The organism is Mycobacterium sp. SMC-4 (assembly GCF_025263265.1).
Taxonomy (GTDB): domain Bacteria; phylum Actinomycetota; class Actinomycetes; order Mycobacteriales; family Mycobacteriaceae; genus Mycobacterium.
In genome coordinates this window covers 1,763,549-1,781,472 of the sequence record NZ_CP079869.1, presented here as the reverse complement: position 1 = coordinate 1,781,472, position 17,924 = coordinate 1,763,549, and the positions used below count along the sequence as shown (strand labels likewise).

15 protein-coding genes are annotated in these 17,924 nt (G+C 65.8%); 4 read left to right on the top strand and 11 right to left on the bottom strand.

Annotation, left to right across the window (positions count from 1 at the left end):
• Positions 1-2 precede the first annotated feature (2 nt).
• Positions 3-791, bottom strand: a complete 789-nt coding sequence (locus tag KXD98_RS08610; RefSeq protein WP_260763314.1) for an SDR family oxidoreductase — start codon at positions 789-791, stop codon at positions 3-5.
• Positions 792-896: 105 nt separating this feature from the next.
• Here KXD98_RS08610 and KXD98_RS08605 point away from each other — a divergent pair, with 105 nt between their 5' ends.
• Positions 897-2,102, top strand: coding sequence for a cytochrome P450 (locus KXD98_RS08605; RefSeq protein ID WP_260763312.1), 1,206 nt, complete (start codon positions 897-899; stop codon positions 2,100-2,102).
• Between the two features lie 16 nt (positions 2,103-2,118).
• On the opposite strand, the gene KXD98_RS08600 is transcribed toward KXD98_RS08605, so the two are convergent.
• On the bottom strand, positions 2,119-3,639 hold the full coding sequence (locus tag KXD98_RS08600; protein ID WP_260763310.1) for an aldehyde dehydrogenase family protein: 1,521 nt from the start codon (positions 3,637-3,639) through the stop codon (positions 2,119-2,121).
• A gap of 135 nt (positions 3,640-3,774) precedes the next feature.
• Here KXD98_RS08600 and KXD98_RS08595 point away from each other — a divergent pair, with 135 nt between their 5' ends.
• Positions 3,775-4,986 carry a CaiB/BaiF CoA-transferase family protein gene (locus tag KXD98_RS08595; protein WP_260763308.1) on the top strand — a complete coding sequence of 404 codons (1,212 nt, stop codon included), beginning with the start codon at positions 3,775-3,777 and terminating at the stop codon, positions 4,984-4,986.
• A 16-nt stretch (positions 4,987-5,002) separates the two neighbouring features.
• On the opposite strand, the gene KXD98_RS08590 is transcribed toward KXD98_RS08595, so the two are convergent.
• Complete coding sequence (locus tag KXD98_RS08590; protein WP_260763305.1) at positions 5,003-7,186, bottom strand: molybdopterin-dependent oxidoreductase; 2,184 nt, start codon at positions 7,184-7,186, stop codon at positions 5,003-5,005.
• 47 nt (positions 7,187-7,233) lie between these two features.
• On the opposite strand from KXD98_RS08590, the gene KXD98_RS08585 reads away from it, so the two are divergent.
• Both KXD98_RS08585 and KXD98_RS08580 read left to right on the top strand, forming a co-directional pair.
• A complete protein-coding gene (locus KXD98_RS08585; RefSeq protein ID WP_260763302.1) occupies positions 7,234-7,653 on the top strand; it encodes an NYN domain-containing protein in 420 nt (139 codons plus the stop codon).
• A gap of 51 nt (positions 7,654-7,704) precedes the next feature.
• Positions 7,705-8,850 carry a thiolase family protein gene (locus tag KXD98_RS08580; RefSeq protein WP_260763301.1) on the top strand — a complete coding sequence of 382 codons (1,146 nt, stop codon included), beginning with the start codon at positions 7,705-7,707 and terminating at the stop codon, positions 8,848-8,850.
• Positions 8,851-8,853: 3 nt separating this feature from the next.
• On the opposite strand, the gene KXD98_RS08575 is transcribed toward KXD98_RS08580, so the two are convergent.
• The 8 genes from KXD98_RS08575 to KXD98_RS08540 all read right to left on the bottom strand — a co-directional run bounded on the left by KXD98_RS08575 (position 8,854) and on the right by KXD98_RS08540 (position 17,857).
• Positions 8,854-10,059 (bottom strand): cytochrome P450, encoded by a 1,206-nt coding sequence (locus KXD98_RS08575; RefSeq protein WP_260763300.1) that lies wholly within the window; start codon positions 10,057-10,059, stop codon positions 8,854-8,856.
• Positions 10,056-11,249 carry an acyl-CoA dehydrogenase family protein gene (locus tag KXD98_RS08570; protein WP_260763298.1) on the bottom strand — a complete coding sequence of 398 codons (1,194 nt, stop codon included), beginning with the start codon at positions 11,247-11,249 and terminating at the stop codon, positions 10,056-10,058. Before KXD98_RS08570 ends, KXD98_RS08575 begins: the two co-directional genes overlap by 4 nt.
• Positions 11,249-12,289 carry an acyl-CoA dehydrogenase family protein gene (locus tag KXD98_RS08565; RefSeq protein WP_260763296.1) on the bottom strand — a complete coding sequence of 347 codons (1,041 nt, stop codon included), beginning with the start codon at positions 12,287-12,289 and terminating at the stop codon, positions 11,249-11,251. Before KXD98_RS08565 ends, KXD98_RS08570 begins: the two co-directional genes overlap by 1 nt.
• A 2-nt stretch (positions 12,290-12,291) precedes the next feature.
• Entirely contained in the window at positions 12,292-13,143 is an 852-nt protein-coding gene (locus KXD98_RS08560) for an amidohydrolase family protein (RefSeq protein ID WP_260763294.1), read from the bottom strand.
• Positions 13,140-14,765 (bottom strand): acyl-CoA synthetase, encoded by a 1,626-nt coding sequence (locus KXD98_RS08555; RefSeq protein ID WP_260763292.1) that lies wholly within the window; start codon positions 14,763-14,765, stop codon positions 13,140-13,142. The genes KXD98_RS08560 and KXD98_RS08555 overlap by 4 nt, the downstream gene beginning before the upstream one ends.
• Before the next feature lie 28 nt (positions 14,766-14,793).
• Positions 14,794-16,014 carry an amidohydrolase family protein gene (locus KXD98_RS08550; protein ID WP_260763290.1) on the bottom strand — a complete coding sequence of 407 codons (1,221 nt, stop codon included), beginning with the start codon at positions 16,012-16,014 and terminating at the stop codon, positions 14,794-14,796.
• Positions 16,011-16,874: an enoyl-CoA hydratase gene (locus KXD98_RS08545; protein ID WP_260763288.1), complete on the bottom strand. Its 864-nt coding sequence runs from the start codon at positions 16,872-16,874 to the stop codon at positions 16,011-16,013. Before KXD98_RS08545 ends, KXD98_RS08550 begins: the two co-directional genes overlap by 4 nt.
• A gap of 221 nt (positions 16,875-17,095) precedes the next feature.
• A complete protein-coding gene (locus KXD98_RS08540; RefSeq protein WP_260763286.1) occupies positions 17,096-17,857 on the bottom strand; it encodes a crotonase/enoyl-CoA hydratase family protein in 762 nt (253 codons plus the stop codon).
• Positions 17,858-17,924 lie beyond the last annotated feature (67 nt).

Genomic DNA, 17,924 nt, shown 5'->3' with positions numbered 1-17,924 from the left:
CGTCACAGGCCCGCACCCGCCGGCATGGGGTAAACCAGCGCGGCGTTGAAGCCACCGTCGACCTGGATGTCCTGTCCGTTGATCCAGCGCGCCTCCGGCGAGGCGAGGAAGCCGATCACCGGCGTCATGTCGTCGACGGTGCCGTGGCGGCCGATCGTTGCGCGCACACCGTCGAGTACCTCCTTGCCCATGGCCTGCTCGAAGTCACCGAGGATCGGTGTTTCGGTGGGTCCGGGACTGACCGTGTTGACCCGCACCCCGTAGTCGCGCCACGCGACACCGCTGAGGCGTTTGGCGTAGAGCACCACAGCCTGCTTGGACAGGTAGTAGGCCGTCGCCGGATCCTGCCCGACCATCCAGTGATTCAGCGCGGCGGCGTCCCCAACCGCGGCCAGCGTCGAGAGCACCTCGAGATTGCTCTCCCAGCCGAGGGCGGCCGTGGAAGCGACCGCAACCAGCGATCCGCCCCGGTTCATCCGTGGCAGCATGCCCTCGAGCATCAGCCGGGCGCCGAGGTAGTTGACCTTCAGCACATCACCGGCCTCGGCGGTACCCGGGATGCCGGCCACATGCGCCAGGACGTCCCAGCCGTCACCGATCGCTGCCAGCGTCTGCGTGATCTGGTCGGCCTCGCGCAGGTCACATGTGAGCCATTGCGCGGCGGGACCGGCACAGGGACGTACGTCGACAGCCAGTACGTGGTCACCGCGCTCGCGGAACCAGCGCGCCGTCGCCGCACCGATTCCCGACCCCGCACCCACGACGACGACACGGCGCACACCTGAATCCACTGCCGACTCCTCCCGTGAGACCCGCACCAGCAGCACTACTGTAACGCCTACTGTTCGGAGCGGGAGCCGGTGTACAGACATTACTGTAAGAGTTACAGTAGATTGATGGACAGTCCGGTGCAGGGCATTGCCAAGGCTGACCCCATCGACCTGCGTGACCCCTACCCGATGTTCGCGCGCCGCCGCGCCGAGCAGGGAGTGTTTCGCGGGTCGGTCATGGACTGGTCCAGAACGCCGCGATCGATGGTGCCGGAAAACCTCTATGCCGCGCTGTCATTCGATGCCGTCAACCGTGTGTTGCGGGACGGCAAGATCTTCAACTCCAGAATCTACGACTCCACCATCGGCCTGTTCATCGGCCCGACCATCCTGGCGATGGAGGGCAAAACCCATTGGGCGCATCGCAATCTGGTCTCAGCGGCCTTCAAGTCGCGTTCTCTGGCGCGATGGGAGCCCGAGTATGTGCGGCCGGTGGTCAACGAACTCATCGACGAGTTCATCGAGGCGGGCGAAGCCGATCTGGTGCGGGATTTCGCGATCGAATTCCCCACCCGCGTCATCTCGCTACTGCTCGGACTGCCCGAGCAGGACCTGCCCTGGTTCCGCAGGCGCGCCGTCGAATTGATCAGCTACACCGTCAACTACCAGCGCGCGTTCGAAGCCTCCGCCGCGCTGAAAGACTACTTCCTGGCTCAGATCGAGCGACGTCGCAGCGCCCCGACCGAGGACATCATCGGCGACCTGGTCTCGGCGCAGATCGACGACGAAAAGCTCAGCGACGAAGCGATCTACTCCTTCCTGCGGCTCCTGCTGCCCGCCGGTTTGGAGACCACCTACCGTTCGTCGGGGAACCTGTTGTATCTGCTGCTGACCCACCGCGACCAGTTCGACGCGGTCGATGCCGACCACGGCCTGATCCCCGCCGCCATCGAAGAGGCTCTGCGCTATGAGACGCCCCTGACCACCGTGCAGCGCTTCGCCACGGAGGACACCGAGCTCCACGGGGTGCCGATACCCGCCGGATCGGTCATCGACGTGTGCATCGGCTCGGCCAACCGCGACGAGAAGCGTTGGGAGCGTTCTGAGCAGTTCGACATCTTCCGCACCCGGGTGCCGCATATCTCGTTTGCCGCAGGCGAGCACACCTGCATGGGATTACACCTGGCGCGTATGGAGACCCGAGTCGCGCTGGAGTCCCTGCTGACCCGACTGACCGACATCGAACTCGTCACCGACGATGACCCGCACATCTACGGCCAGCCGTTCCGGTCCCCCACCGCGCTGCCGGTCACGTTCGGCCCCGCTGACTAGACGGTATGGGAAGAGGTCAGAATTTTCGGCGCTCCCGGCGGGCGATGGTCTTGGTCTCCAGGTACTGACCGAAGCCCTCCACGCCGCACTGCCGGCCGACGCCGCTGCTCTTGTACCCACCGAAGGGGGCGTCAGCGCCGTAGAACATGCCGCCGTTGACGCCGAACGCCCCCGTGCGCACGCGCCGCGCAATGGCCATCCCCCGTTCCTCCGAGCGCGACATCACCGCGCCGGCCAGACCGAACGGACTGTCGTTGGCGATCCGCACGGCATCGTCGTCGTCGTCGAACGGCAGCACCACCAGAACCGGGCCGAAGATCTCCTGCTGGGCGACGGCGGCCCTGTTGTCGATCCCGGTCACGACCGTGGGCGCCACGAAGTGACCGCCGGCCAGGTACTCGGGGAGTCCGTCGACGGGTCCGCCGCCGACGGTGATCTGGGCACCCGCACACCGCGCCCCGTCGATCGCGCTCAGCACGCGGTCCTTCTGCGCGGCGCTGATCACCGGACCCACCAGCGTCCCGGGATCGGCCGGATCACCCACGGGCACATGCTGATACGCATCGGAGATGTCGGCCACCGCCTGATCATAGAGCGATCGGTGCACCAGCATCCGGCTGGTTGCCGCGCACGCCTGCCCGGCGTGCACACACACCCCGATCGCGGTCGGCACGATCACGGCGGGGTTGGCGTCATCGAGCACAATCGCCGCCGACTTGCCGCCGAGCTCGAGGAACATCCGCTTCATCGTCTCGGCGCCCTGGCGCATCAGCGTCTTGCCGACCGCGGTGGACCCGGTGAACGACACCAGATCCACCCGCGGGTCGGTGCCGAGCAGGCCGGCGACCGCGTTGCACGGCGTACTGATCACGTTGACCACCCCGGGCGGGATGTCGGTGTGCTCGGCGATGAGTCGGCCGAGCCGAGTGGCGTTCCAGGGCGTGTGCGGATCGGGCTTGAGGACGACAGTGTTGCCGGTGGCCAGCGCCGGGCCCAGTTTGTTGAGGATCACCTCGATCGGGAAGTTGGAGGGTGTCACAGCGGCCACCACACCGACCGGTTCCTTGACGACCGTGCGGATGTTGCGTTCCCCGAACAACCCGCCACCGGCGAGAACGCGCTCCCAGTCGTAGCTGTCGATCAACTGGGCCGGATAACGCAGGGATTCGGCCAGCGGCCAATCCAGTTGCGCGGAATGCGTGGTCATCACCGGCGCGCCGGTCTCGGCGATCAGCTCCTCGCGCAGCAGTTCCTGCTCGGCTTCCAGGGCCGCCTGCAGCTGCGCGAGGCAGCGTCGCCGCAGCGCCCGATTGGTGGACCAGTCCGAGGTGTCGAAAGCGGACCGGGCCGCACCGATGGCCCGGTCCATGTCGATGGCATCGGCGGCGGCAGTCACCCCGAGCACCGCGCCGGTTGCGGGACTGAGGTTGTCGAACTCCGCACCTGATGCCGCGACGACGAGCTCGCCCCCGATGAGCATCCGGCGCTCGGCTCGCTGTGCGGCGCGGCGCCCCAGCTCGATGACGGTTTCGCTCATCTGGCACCTTCGGTCGCCCTTCAGCGCGACCATTTCTTGGGCGCACAACGGTAAACATTACAGTATGAAGCTGGGCTAGACTTCCGACAACCGTTCGACAGCGTCGTCAGAAGGGACAGGCCTTTGATCAAGGTGATGGAGGGCGTTCGCGTCCTTGAGGTTGCGCAGTTCACGTTCGTCCCTGCGGCCGGCGCGATCCTGGCCGACTGGGGAGCAGACGTGATCAAGGTCGAGCATCCGGTGCGCGGCGACACCCAGCGCGGCTTCATCAACATGGGCGGGTTCCAACTCGACCCCGACCGCCACCCGTTGATCGAGCACCCGAACCGCGGTAAGCGCAGCGTCGGGATCGACGTGTCTCTCCCGGAGGGCCAGGAAGTGCTCTACGAACTGGCCAAGACCGCTGACGTGTTCTTGACCAACTACATGCCCGCGCAGCGACAGAAGAACAAGTTCGACATCGAACACATCCGCGCGGTCAACCCGAACATCATCTACGCCCGAGGCAGCGCGTACGGCGACAAGGGTCCCGAGCGCGACACCGGCGGCTTCGACGGCACCGCGTTCTGGACACGGAGCGGCGTCGGGCACGCGCTGACCCCCGAGGAGATCGGTGGCGCACTGTCGCAGGGTATTCCCGCGTTCGGCGACTCGATCGGCGGGATGAACATCGCCGGCGGAATCTCGGCAGCGTTGTTTCATCGCGAGCGTACCGGTCAGGCCATCGAACTCGACGTGTCGCTGCTCTCGACTGCGTGGTGGGCGGCCGGAGCCAGCGTGACCCAGGGCATGGAGACCGGTGAGACGATGCGCTCGCTGATGCCGAACTCGGTCAGCTCGGTCAACCCGTTCATGGCGAACTATCTGACGTCCGACGGCGGCACCATCAACCTGTGCATCGTGAGCCCGACCGGCTACATCCGCGACGCGTTCGAGCATCTCGGGCTGCCCGAGCTCGCAGACGACCCGCGGTTCAACGATGTGATGCCGCTGATCGAGAACTCCGAGGAAGCAGCGCTGTTGATTGCCGAGTCGATCCGCAGCAAGCCCTTCGAGTTCTGGCGCCAGCACCTGAAGACGATGAAGGGTCAGTGGGCGCCGTTCCAGAGCCTGATCGACTTGGGCACCGACGAGCAGGCGCTGGCCAACGACATGGTCGTCGAGGTCCAGGCCGGTGACGGCGGCGCGCCGTTCAAGGTGGTGCGCGGCCCGGTCCAGTTCAACCATGAGCCGCTGGAGACGTCACGGGCTCCGCAAGCATCCGAGCACACCGAGATCGTGCTGATGGAGCTCGGATTGGACTGGGATCGTATCGAAGCACTCAAAGACCGCGGCGCCATCGCCTGAGGTTCCGACCGCACAGTTAGACAGGTTCGACGCGCACCGGGACACCCGTCAGCCACGCCATGCCGCTCAGCGGCTCGACATCAGCCGGATCGCTCGAGGTCAACCGGTTGACGTTGGCCCCGCCGGCCTTGTTGGCCAGCTGCCAGCCCCCTGTGCCCTTGTGACCCCAGCCGTGCGGCAGCGCGATCACCCCCGCCGTGATGTCCTTGGTCAGATTGACCGCAACGGTGATCTCGCCGTAGGGCGAACTGACGCGTACGAACGCTCCGTCGTCGACCCCGCATTCGGCGGCATCGTCGACATGCATCAGACCGTGGTGACCGCGCTCGCCGCGCATCAGCAACGGTGCGTTGTGCATCCACGAGTTCTCCGAACGGGTTTCGCGCATCCCGATCAGTCGCAGCGGGTAGTCCCGCGGGTACCGCTGCGCTGCCAGCAACCGAATCTGTTCGGCGATATCTCGGTGCTGCAGTTGAATTCGACGACTGCGATAGCCGATGACCCGGCGCAGACGTCCGGTGCCCAGATGCGGGTCGAGGATCTTGCCGTGCGGATACTCGCGGGTCAGCCGATCGAATGTCAGGCCACCGCGCCGCAATCCGAACCGGTCTCCCCCGCCGGCAACTCGGATGATGCCGTCGACGACGCGCCGAACCGTGAACCCCGCCCCGATCCGGTTCATGGCCTTGCCGAGTGCCGACATTGCGGTGAACACCGGCGCCCGGCCGGACATCCGCTCGATCAGCTCGCCGACGATCTGCGACTCCGGCCGGGACTGCCCGACTGGCGCGACGACTGCCTCGGTGGCCTGCCGGAACGGCGTGGCCTGGAACAACTGGAACGTCAACGGGAAGTCGTCGCGCTCGTACATTGTGGTCACCGGCAACACGTAGTCGCACTGCGCGGTGGTCTCGGTCAGATAGAAGTCCAGCGCCACCGACAGATCCAGTGAGCGCAGCGCCGACTCCAGTTCATCGCCGTTGGGCACCGAGAGCACCGGGTTGCCCGCACTGATGAACAGAGCCCGGATCTGGCGCTGGCCCGGAGTGAGGATCTCCTTGGCCATCAGCGCAGCCGGTTCGGAACCGATCAGGGCAGGCACCGCACCGACCCGCGAACGCCGACGCCGGTAGGTCCTGCGCAACACCGCCCCCATCGCGGTGCTGACCCACTGTTCGCCGGGCAGTTCGAGGCTGCCGAACACCGAACCCCCGGGCCGATCGAGGTTGCCCGCCACCAGATTCACCACATCGATCAAATACGACGTCAGCGTGCCGTAGCGGCCGACGCAGGTACCGAGCCGTCCGTAGATCGCGGCCCGTGGCGTCGACGCCAGGTCACGCGCCAGCCCGCGCACTGCCTCGGCATCGATCCCGGTCGCCGACGCGGTCGTCTCGGGGGTGAACTCTCGCACCTGGGTGCGCAGCCACCCAACCCCGTCGGCGACGGCCTCGAGGTGGTCGATGTCGGCGAGATTCTCGGCGAAAAGCACCTGCAGAAGCGACAACAACAGCAACGAGTCGGTGTCGGGCACAATGCCGCACCACTGGAACTGGGCCGCGGTCTCGGTGCGGCGTGGATCGATGACCAACACCCGCCCGCCGCGTTTGACGATGTCGTGCATGCGGTCCTTGATCCGCGGAGCGGTCAGGAAACTGCCGTGCGACACCACCGGGTTTGCCCCCATCACGACGAGCAGATCAGTGCGGTTCAGGTCCGGAATCGGCACCGACGTCACGGTGCCGTAGAGCAATTGACTGGCCATCAGCCGGCTGTTGGTGTCCTGGGACGAGGCCGTGTAGAAGTGCGTGCCCCGCCCCAGACCCTTGATGAAGGCCAGCGCCGACATCACGTGGCCATAGCTGAACGCACCGGGGTTGCCCATGTACCACCCCACCGCGCCGGGCCCGCGATCGGCGAGGATCGTCGAGAGGCGCCCGGCGATGTCACCCAGCGCCTCGTCCCAGCTGACCTGTTCGAACCCGGTCGGGGTGCGGCGCAACGGCACGGTGACACGGTCAGGGTCGTTGACCACCTCGGTGAACGCGATGCCCTTCTGGCACGCGAAGCCGGCCGAGAGCGGATGATCCTTGTCCGGACGCAGTGCGGTGAGGGTGCCGTCCTCGACGGTGGCGATCATGCCGCACAGCGGTTCACAGATCCGGCAGAAGGTCACTTTGTGCTCGACGGTGGGTGCCATGTCAGAAGCCTCTCGGAAAAGCACTGCTAGGAGATAGTCTGCGCACAGTGCACTGGATTGTCGATGGCATGAATGTGATCGGCTGCCGGCCCGACGGGTGGTGGCGCCACCGGCGCCGCGCGATGGCCGCCCTGGTCGAAAACCTCGATCAGTGGGCATCGGCCGAGCAGCTCGACGTGACGGTGGTCTTCGAGAAGCCGCCGTCGCCGCCTCTGGGTTCGACGGTCATCACGGTCACCCACGCTGCGGTCGCGGCGCCGAACTCGGCCGATGACGAGATCCTCAGGCTGCTCTCCGGTATGGCTGATCCCTGCAGCGTCCAGGTCGCCACCTCCGATCGCGGACTGGCAGAGCGGGTGCGTGCTGCGGGCGCGACGGTATTCCCCGCCGAGCGCCTGCGGCAGATGATCGATCCGCCATCGGCAGAGGGCAGCCCGGCGGTTCCCGACCAACGGGAATTACCGTAACATTTACCGTTGCACCATCAGCTTGTTTTGCCCGGAAGGAATCCCACAGCAATGCACGACGTAGCGATCATCGGTGTGGGTCTACACCCGTTCGGCAGGTTCGAGGGCAAGACCGCGATGGAGATGGGCGTCGACGCGATCACCGCGGCGATCGCCGACGCCGGCGTCGAGTGGAGCGATATCCAGTTCGGGGTCGGCGGCAGCTGGACCGTGGCCAACCCTGACGCCATCGTTGGCATGGTGGGACTGTCGGGGATTCCGTTCACCAACGTGTTCAACGCGTGCGCCACCGCCGCCAGCGCCACCAAGGCCTGTGCTGACGGAATCCGCCTGGGCGACTACGACATCGGCATCGCCGTCGGCTTGGACAAGCACCCACGCGGTGCATTCACCGAAGATCCGGCGCTGGTGGGCATGCCGAGCTGGTATGCCGAGAACGGCCAGTACCTGACCACCCAGTTCTTCGGCATGAAGGCCAACCGGTACTTGCACGAGCACGGCATCGACCACCGGACGCTGGCCAAGGTGGTCAACAAGAACCTGCGCAACGGAGCTCTGAACCCGAATGCATTCCGGCGCAAGCCCATCGATGAAGAGTCGATTCTGAACTCGCCGATGCTCAACTACCCGCTGACGCAGTACATGTTCTGCTCACCTGACGAAGGTGCGGCCGCCGTAGTGATGTGCCGCGCCGACATCGCGCACCGGTACACCGACAAGCCGGTTTTCGTGCGCGCGGTGGAAGTGCGCACCCGCAAATACGGCGCCTACGAGGTCAACACGACGTTTGCACCGGTCGACGAGGACGTGGCCCCCACCGTCTACGCCGCGCGGGCGGCGTTCGAAAAGGCCGGTATCGCACCGTCGGACGTTGACATCATCCAGTTGCAGGACACCGACGCCGGAGCCGAGGTCATCCACATGGCCGAGTGCGGTTTCTGTGCTGACGGCGACCAGGAGAAGCTGATCGCCGAGGGTGTCACCGAGATCGGCGGCGCGATGCCGGTCAACACCGACGGCGGGCTGCTGGCCAACGGAGAGCCGATCGGCGCGTCCGGGTTGCGCCAGATCCACGAGATCGTGCGTCAGCTGCGCGGTCAGGCCGGCGACCGGCAGATCCCTGGCGCACCGAAAGTCGGGTTCGCCCAGCTGTACGGCGCACCGGGCACCGCTGGCGCGACCATCCTGACCACCTGAGTCCTAGCGCAGTACCCGCACCGGCACGTTGCGCCACCCGGCGACGTTCTGCATGTTGACGCGGGTGCACCGGCTCCGGTCGACTTCGTAGCGCGGCATGAAGTCCAGCATCCGATCCAGCGCGACCGCACTTTCCATGCGCGCCAACGCCGCACCGAGACAACTGTGAATCCCGTAGCCCAAGCCCAGGTTCTGCGCCTGGGTACGGTCCCGGTCGATGTCGAAGGCGTCCGCATCGGTCCAGGCCTCAGGGTCGCGGTTGGCCGAACCCCCGACCAAGAAGACGGGTTTGCCCGCCGGGATGGTCACCCCGTGCAATTCGACTTCGCGCAGGGTGCACCGCACGTTGTACTGCGCAGGTGCCTCGTAGCGCAGCAATTCCTCCACAGCGAACGGGATCTTGCTGCGGTCGTCGAGCAGCTTCTGCCACTGCCCGGGATCCTCGGCGAACACCACAGCGGCGCTGCCGAGCAGCTTGGTGACGGTCTCTGCCCCGGCGCCGCCCAAAAGCATCGCGAACTCGGTGATCTCGATGTTGGTCAACGACTCCATGACCCCGTTGTCCCGTTCGATTTCAGCGGTGATCAGCTTGCTCAGCAGGTCGTCGCCGAGGTCCTCGCGGCGCTGTTTGATCAGCTGGTAGTAGTACACGGCCATGTCGACGCCGGCCTTCTTGCCGGCCTCGGTCATGTCGACCCCACCGTGCTCGCGGTGCAACAGCTCGTCGATCCACAGCCGGACCTGCTGGTGATCTTCATCGGGCACGCCCTGCATGGTGGTCATGATGTCGACGGGGAACAATGCGGAGAAGTCCTGCACGAAGTCGAAGCCGTCGGGGTCCAGTGCGGCCAGGTGCTTGTCGATCAGCCGGGTCACCAGCCCGCGGTGCGCTTCGATCGCGCGCGGGGTGAACACCTTGTTCAGCAGGCTGCGCATCCGCCGGTGCGCGGGCGGGTCCATGGCGATGATCGACCCGTGCTCGGTCACTTCCCCCTTTCGCACTTCGGCGAGATCGACACCGTAGGCTGACGAGAACGTCTCGTGGTCCTTGAACGCCGCGGCGACATCCTGGTGGCGGGTCAGCGCGTAGAAGTCGAACTGCTCGCTGTAGTACACCGGCGCTTCCGCACGCATCCGCCGGTACGTTGCGTAGGGCGAGCTGAAGAAGTCATCGGAGAACGGGTCGAAGCAAACCGTTGCAGCGCTCACGACACCTTCTTCGCCGGCGGCGAGTAATTGGGCTTTCCCAGGCCGAGCACGTATTGGGCAATCATGTTGCGGAACACCTCCAGGGTTCCGCCGTAAATCCCGACCAGCGGCGCGAACCGGTAGATGTACTCCGAGGCCCCGTCGTCGGCAGCACCCTCGGTTCCGACCGGCAGCGCCGAGGCTGCACCCACGATGTCCATCAGCTCCGGCGAGATGTCGCGCATCGTCTGTGCCAGGGCGACCCGGCCGAAGATGCTCGGCGCCGACAACGCGGCTTCCAACCGGGCGACGCTGCGGCCCAGTCGGTACGACACGGCGCCGTCGTCGATCAGCCTTTTCCCGTTGGGACCTGCAACGGCCGACGTGCGGGCGGCCGTGTCGACCGCGGTGGCCATGAAGTTGGCCTGGTGCATCATGATCGACACGTCCTGCAGGCCGTCGTCGGCGGCTTCCACCGCACCGTGTTCGGCGTCGAGCGGTTCGCGCACGACTTTCCAACCCTCGTTGACCCCGCCGAGGCGGTAGCGGTCGTTGACCCGCACGTCGCTGTAATAGACGATGTTGGTGCGGTCTCCGTCCACGGTGCGGATGCCCTGGATCTCGATGCCCGGGGTGTCCAGCGGCACCAGGAACATCGTCAGGCTCGAGTGTTTCGGTGCGACCGGGTCGGTGTTGGTGATCAAGAAGACGTACTGGCAGTTGTGCGCACCTGTGGTGAACATCTTGGACCCATTGATGATCCACTCGTCACCGTCGCGCACGGCCCGGGTCTTGCAGCTCGCAACGTCCGAACCGCCTTCGGGTTCGGTGTACCCCAGGCACATCCGCACGTGTCCGCTGTAGACCTTGGGCAGCACTTCGTCCTTCAGCTCGGCCGAACCGAACTTCTGCACCGACTTGGAGATCATCGCCGTCGTGCCCGAGGTCACCCACGGAACGTGAGCCCGCCGCTTCTCCAACTCCCAGATCCGGCGCTGCAAGCGAGTGAACGGGTTGGGGCAATCCGGATTCCAGTCGCGGTCGAGGTAGCCGGCGGCTCCGAGCGCCAGGTGTACCCCTTCGTCGAAATTGTCCCCGGTCTCCCGCTCGCGGCGGATCACCTCCTCGGTGACGATCTCACTCAGGAAACCGCGAAGCTCGTCCTGGAACCTCTGGTCCTCGTCGGCCAGTTCCACCCGTGCGAAATCCATCAGTTCCGTCCTTCTCGATCGGCGACGACGCGTGCGATGTGCTTGGCGGTGGCACCCGGGTCACCGCCGGCGATCGCCCATCCCCGGGCACGCACCAGATATGCGGTGGCGGCCGCCTCGGCAGACACGCCGAGACCGCCCTGAACGTGTACCGCCATGGTGGCGGCCTTGGCGGCCTCTTCGGCCATGAACACGAACACCGACGGCGCGAGTTCCCGACGTTGGTCAGGCTCGTTGTCGAGGAACCAGGCCGCGCGGCGCGCGAGATTGCGACCGCCGGCCACGGTGATCGCGATGTTGGCCAGCGGGTGTGAGATCGCCTGCAATGTCGAGATCGGCACCCCGAGGGTGTAGCGGGTCTTGGCGAACTCCGCGGCGATCGTCATGGTCTCCTCGACCAGTCCGACGAGCGCGGCCCCGGTCAGCAGACGCCATTCGTCGAGCGCGCGCTGATACTCCGCGAGCGCCACGGCGCCGCTGGCGACCACAGTGCGCTGGTCGGCGGCCCCCGGGTCCACCCACGCCATCGGCAACTTGCCGATGTTGTCGACACGCGCAGGCTGCGAACCGAAGCTCAGCAGCACCACGTCGGCACCGTCACGCAGCACGATCCGGTCGGCGATCGCGCCGGCGGGGATCAACCGGACACCACTGGATGGGTCCTGCTGGGCGTCGAATCCGACGACGGTGGTTCCGCTGAGGATATCGGCGTCGACCGTGCCGAGGCGGCCGAGTAGCCGCGCAGCGCAGACATGGTCGATCCACGGCACCGGGGCCAGTGACCGCCCGACCTCCTCGGCAACCAGGGTCAGGTCGACCAGGGTGGCTCCGTCACCCCCCACCGTTTCCGGCAGGGCCATCGAGGTCCCCCCCATCGCGCACAGTCGTTCCCACAGGCTCTTGTCAAAGCCGGTCTCTTCGGCGGCCCGCACGGCGTCGATGGAACAGTGACTGGCGAAGAAGTCCTTGTAGGCCGCCTGCAGTGCCTGATGATCCTCCGACAGACTGTAGTCCAGCCTGCGCAGCTCGTAGCGGTCCATGGTCAGGTCTCCTGGTGCTTCGGGCCGAAAAAGAAGTCGTCGGCGTTGTTGTACAGGTAGTTGTCGAGTACATCGGGCGGGAGATCGAGCGCGAGCGCCTCCGGGACCACGCGGCTCTGCCGTAACACGGGCCAGTCCGAGGCGAAGATCACCTTGTTCTTTCCGCGGGTACGCATGAAGTGAAGCAGGCTGTCGGGCAGTCGTTTCGGTGACCACGCCGAGGTCATGATGCGCAGGTTGGCGTACTTGATCAGCATGCGGATCGCGACATCCCACCATGGGTCGGCGCCGTGAATCATGCACAGCTTCAGCTCGGGGAACCGCACGCACACCCGGTCGAGATGGATCGGGTTCTGCACCTCGCCGGGGATCGGCGGACCCGGCAGCCCGGTGTTGATGCACAGCGGTAGACCGATTTCGGCGCATTTGGCGTACAGCGGATAATAGACCGCATCGCTGGGTGGGTACATGCCGTCGCCCCAGAAGCTGGGTCCCACAGCGGCATAGGCAACCGGCAAGTCGGCGGCCACCGCGCTCAGTTCCCGCAGCGACGGCACCGGCCGCAGCAGGTTGACACCGCCGATCGCCAGCGCGAATTTGTCCGGTCGCTGCTCGGCGAACGTGCGCGCGGTAACCGACGGTTTGGCGAGGTTGTCCATCAGGATGGCCTTCTCGACGCCGTGTTCAGCCATCTCGTCGAGCAGGGCAGCCAGCTCCACCTGGTCGTAGAGCGATGTGGGTCCCTTGAAGTAGTCGTCGCGGACCTTGAGCATGAACTCGGGCTGCTTGGCAGTCTCCCCGAAGTGCACGTTGACCAGACAATCGATGACGCGGGGGTGCAGCTGTTCACTCATTGCTGCCCCACAGGTGTATTGATCTGGGTGGCTTGCTCTTTGGCCCACCGGTAGTCGGCTTTACCGTTGCCGAGACGGCGCACCTGATCGACGAAGAGGAATTGCTTGGGCGCCTTGTATCTGGCCAGGTGTTCGCGGCACAGCGTCCGCAACGCCTCGTCGGTCAGCTCGGCACCGGCCCGCACCGCAACCAGGGCGACCAGTTGCTCTCCCCAGCGCTCGCTGGGTCGGCCTACCACGAGCGCGTCGGCAACGTCGGGATGGCTGCGCACGACCTCCTCGACCTCCTCGACGAACACCTTCTCCCCGCCGGTGTTGACCACCAACGAATCACGGCCGAGCAGCCGCAGCGTGCCGTCGGCCTCCAGCGAGCCGCGGTCCCCAGAGATCACCACGCGTCGTCCGTCGACCTTCGGGAAGGTCGCCGCCGTGGCTTCGGCATCATCGAAGTAGCCCAGGGGAATCCGGCCCTCCCGGGCCACCCACCCGACCTCGGGTTCGCCCGGGACGACGAAGCGGGTGCGGTCCTCCGACAACAGAACCACCCCGTCCCGACGCTCGAAAGTATCCTTACGGTCGCCGCTTTGGCTGCGCCCGAATGCCATGTTGCCGGTCTCCGACGAGCCGTACCCGTTGATCAGCATGATCTGCGGCAGCAGCTCCAGTAGCGCATCCTGGTGGCGCTGATTGGTCGCCGCACCGCCGGTGCCGATGGCGAACAGCGACGACAAATCGTAGGGATGCCGGCGCAACTCGGCGATCAGCGGACCGGCGTAGGCGTCGCCGACCATCGTCATCAACCCGACCTTCTCCTTCTCGGCTGTGCTCAGCACCGCCGCCGGGTCCAGCGTCGTCTTGTCGTACAGAATCACCGTCTGTCCGTTGAGCAATGCCGCGAACGCGGTCCACATGCCCGCAGCGTGCATCAGTGGAGATACCGCGAACCACGGCGGCCCGGCATGGGCAACCTTGGCGTGGATCTCGCTGGCGGACTCGTGATCGGCGCCGTTCATCGAGATCACGTACGTGTCGGTCTGCCGCCACATCACGCCCTTGGGCCGGCCGGTGGTTCCGCCGGTGCAGATCATCATCACGTCGTCGGGAGACGCGGTGATCTCCTGGTCGACGTCGCCCGCAACCAGGGCCTCGTCCAACGAGATCGCACCGGCGAGCTGTGCGCCTACCCCGTGGTCGTCGATCGAGATCACCAGTTCCACACCATCACCGGGCAACACATCGGCGAACTTCGCTCCCAGCGAGCGGTGGCAGATCACCGCGCGCGGCTTGAGATAGCCCAATAGATCCTGGACTTCGCGGGGTGTGTAGTTGAAGTTCACGTTGACCGGCACGGCCCGCGCCTTCAGCGCGCCGATCACCATGTCCGGGTACAAGTCGTTGTGCATGATCAGCGCGACTCGGTCCTGCCCGCACTCCCAGCCCTGCAGTTCGCTGCGTTCGCGATAGATGCCGATTCCGTTTGCGACCAGGAAATTCGCGAGCCGGCGGGTGCGCTCCGCGGTCTGCGCGTAGGTGCTCCTGCGGTCTGCGCAGATCGTCATCACCCGGTCGGGCACCGCGGCCGCGATGGCGTCGACGACACCGCCGATCGTCCACTCTGACACCGTCATGCTCCTCGCGTCCGCGGCATGGCTAGGCAGAGACCGTCACATCGATGCCGAGCAGCTCGAGTGCGTTGTCGCGCATCACCTTCCGAGTGTCCTCGGCACTGAACTCCGGGAACTGCGGAATATCGGCGGTGAACGTCATCGGGTCGGCCAGCCCCTCGCCGTGCGGCCAGTCCGAACCGAACAGGATCCGGTCCACGCCGATGGTCTCTGCGAGCAGCTTGACGTCGTCCTCGTAGTACGGCGCGATCCACACGTTGTTGCGCAACTGCTCCACCGGGTCCTCCCGGTAGTGGTGCGGTGCCGTGTTGGCGGACTTCTTGAGCCGCTTGATCAGCCGGTGAACGAAGTAGGAGCCGTTCTCGATGCTGGCCACTTTCAGGTGCGGGTGCCTGGTGAATACCTGGTGGACGATCATCGAGGCCAGGGTGTCGTGAATGGCGCGATCGTCCATGATCACCATGTCGAGCGGATCACGCTTGCCGAAGCCCTTGAACACCCCGCTGCCACCCCATAATGCGGGTATCGCCATGTATCCGGAGTCGGACAGGTGGAATACCACCGGGACCCCGGCTTCGGCCAGCCGGGCCCACACCGGATCGTGCACTGGGTCGCCCAGCGAACGGGGGCGGACCAGCCCCGGCACCGGAGCCGGTCGCACACAGACGATCTTCGCGCCGCGGCCGAGTACGAATTCGACCTCCGTTACCGCCTTTTCCGGATCGGCCAACGAGATGATGGGCGCCGAGACGATCCGGCCGTCGGGCCGGTGGAATCCCCAATCCTCGTCCAACCACTGGTTGAACGCATGCATCGCCACCATGGTGGCCTCGATGTCGTGTTTGAGACCTTCCTCGACACCACAGGCGAACGTAGGCAGCATGAACACCGTTTCGAGGTTCTGTTTGTCCAGGATGGTCACCCGCGCGTCGCGGTTCTGATATTCGGGATGGTCGCCGAGCCGGTCCACCTTCATCAGCGACGCGGGGTCGACGCCCTCGGGGATCTCCCCGCGAAACAACAGATCCAGGCAGCCTGGTTCGATGATCGGGTCGAATGAGGGGTTGGGGATGAAGTGGTTGACCACCCCGCCGAACACCGCCAGGGTCCGCTTGCCGTCCTGCACCATCTGCACACCGCGGCTGCGGAACTCCTTGGGCTGGTACCGGGTGAAGGCGTCCAGTGGCTCGTAGTAGTGGTTGTCGACGTCGATCGCGCGGTAGTCCAACGGTTGCGGAGCGCTCATGACGCGTCCTCCTTCTCCAGTTCCATGGGGCCGAAGTGGGGCTGTCGCTTCTCGAAGAAGGCCGTGATGCCTTCGATGAAGTCGGGCCGCTGCATCGACTCGTGCATCAGTGTCTCTGCTCGCGCGCTGGTGTCGCACACGTTTCGCAGAGCGTCGCTGTAGATCTGACGTTTGATCACCGCCAACGCGCTCGGTGCGCAGTGGGCGGCCATCTCCTCGGCGTATGCCAACGCCCGCGGCAGCAACTCGTCAGGCGCGACGACGTCTTTGACCAGCCCCAGCTCCTTGGCTTCCTCGGCGTAGAAGGTGCGTCCGGACAGCAGCAGGTCCAGCGCTGCACCCCAGCCCACCAATCTCGGCAAAATCCAGGAGATGCCGTACTCGGCGATGAGTCCCCGGCGCGAGAAAGCGGTGGTGAACTTGGCCCCTGCCGCGGCGAAACGGATGTCGCACATCAGCGCTTGGGTCAGGCCGATGCCGGCGCAGGCACCGTTGATCGCGGCGATGATCGGCTTGCGCAGCTCGGTGACGAAATACGGATGACGTTCACCGACCAGTTGGGTGACGTCGGTGTCACCGCCACCGGCGCTCGCGCCGCTGATGCCGTCCAGATCACCCATGTCCGCACCGGCGCAAAACGCGCGGCCGCTGCCGGTGAGCACGACGACCCGCACCGCGGGATCGGCCTCGGCGCGGTCGATGCACCGGTAGAACGCACCGGCCAGACCGCCACCCCAGGCGTTCAATCGCTCGGGCCGGTTCAAGGTCAGCACGGCGACGCCACTACCGCGGACCTCATAGAGCACCGACTGATCAGCTGAGCCGGTGCCCGGTGCCGCGACGTGTTCGACAGCGCTCACGTCGTTGCCTCCTCAGATCGACAGATGCTCATACTGTACACCTATCGGTAGCGGCTTCTGCAATGCCGCCGGACCCTTGCGGGCCGGTCAACCGAGGTCGTGGCGGACAGTCGCGGCGATCGAGCGCAATGGGCAAAGTAGCTTGCCCGGCAGGGTATTTCGAGCGCAGACAGCCGGAAGACGGAATGCGTCAGACGATGCTCAGCGGGCGGTCCCGACCATTAGGTGCCGGTCCAATTCGGCTGGCGCTTCTCGGCGAACGCCGTCGCACCCTCTGTCGCGTCCTTCGATGTGAAGACCGGCAAGATGATGTCTCGCTGTTTCTTCCACATCTCGTCCTGGCTCCAGTCGGCGGACTTCATGATGACCTCTTTGGTCGCCGCGATCGCCAGCGGGCCGTTGGCGGTGATCCGCTCGGCCAGCTTCAGCGCACCCTCGAGCGCTTCGCCGGGCTCGGTGAGCACGTTGACCAAGCCCCACTGCGATGCCTCTTCGGCGGTGAAGCTGTCACCGGTGAGGGCGAGCTCGAGGGCCTTCTGATACGGGATGCGTTTCTGCAGCCGTAGCAGCCCCCCGCCGGCCGCGACCAGTCCGCGCTTGACCTCGGGGATGCCGAACTTGGCGTTCTTGGCGGCTACGATCAGATCGGTGGCGAGAACGATCTCGGTTCCGCCGGCCAGCGCATAGCCCTCGACCGCGGCAATCACCGGTTTGCGGGGAGGCCGTTCGGTGAACCCGATGCCGCGGCCTTCGATGGCGGGTACCTCGCCGGCCAGGAACGCCTTGAGATCCATGCCGGCGCAGAAGTTGCCCCCCGCGCCGGTGATGATGGCCACCGACAGGTCGGCCGAGTCGTCGAGTTCGTCCATCGCATCGGCCAGCCCCTGCGCCACCGCGAGATTGAACGCGTTGCGTGCCTCGGGCCGGTTGATCGTGATGATCAGCACCCGTCCCCGGCGGTCCCGCAGTACTTCGTCAGACACTGGCTTCTGCCTTTCGCTCGGATGTCGCGAGGGGATTTCGCTGGAAAAGCTTACTATAGGACTTACA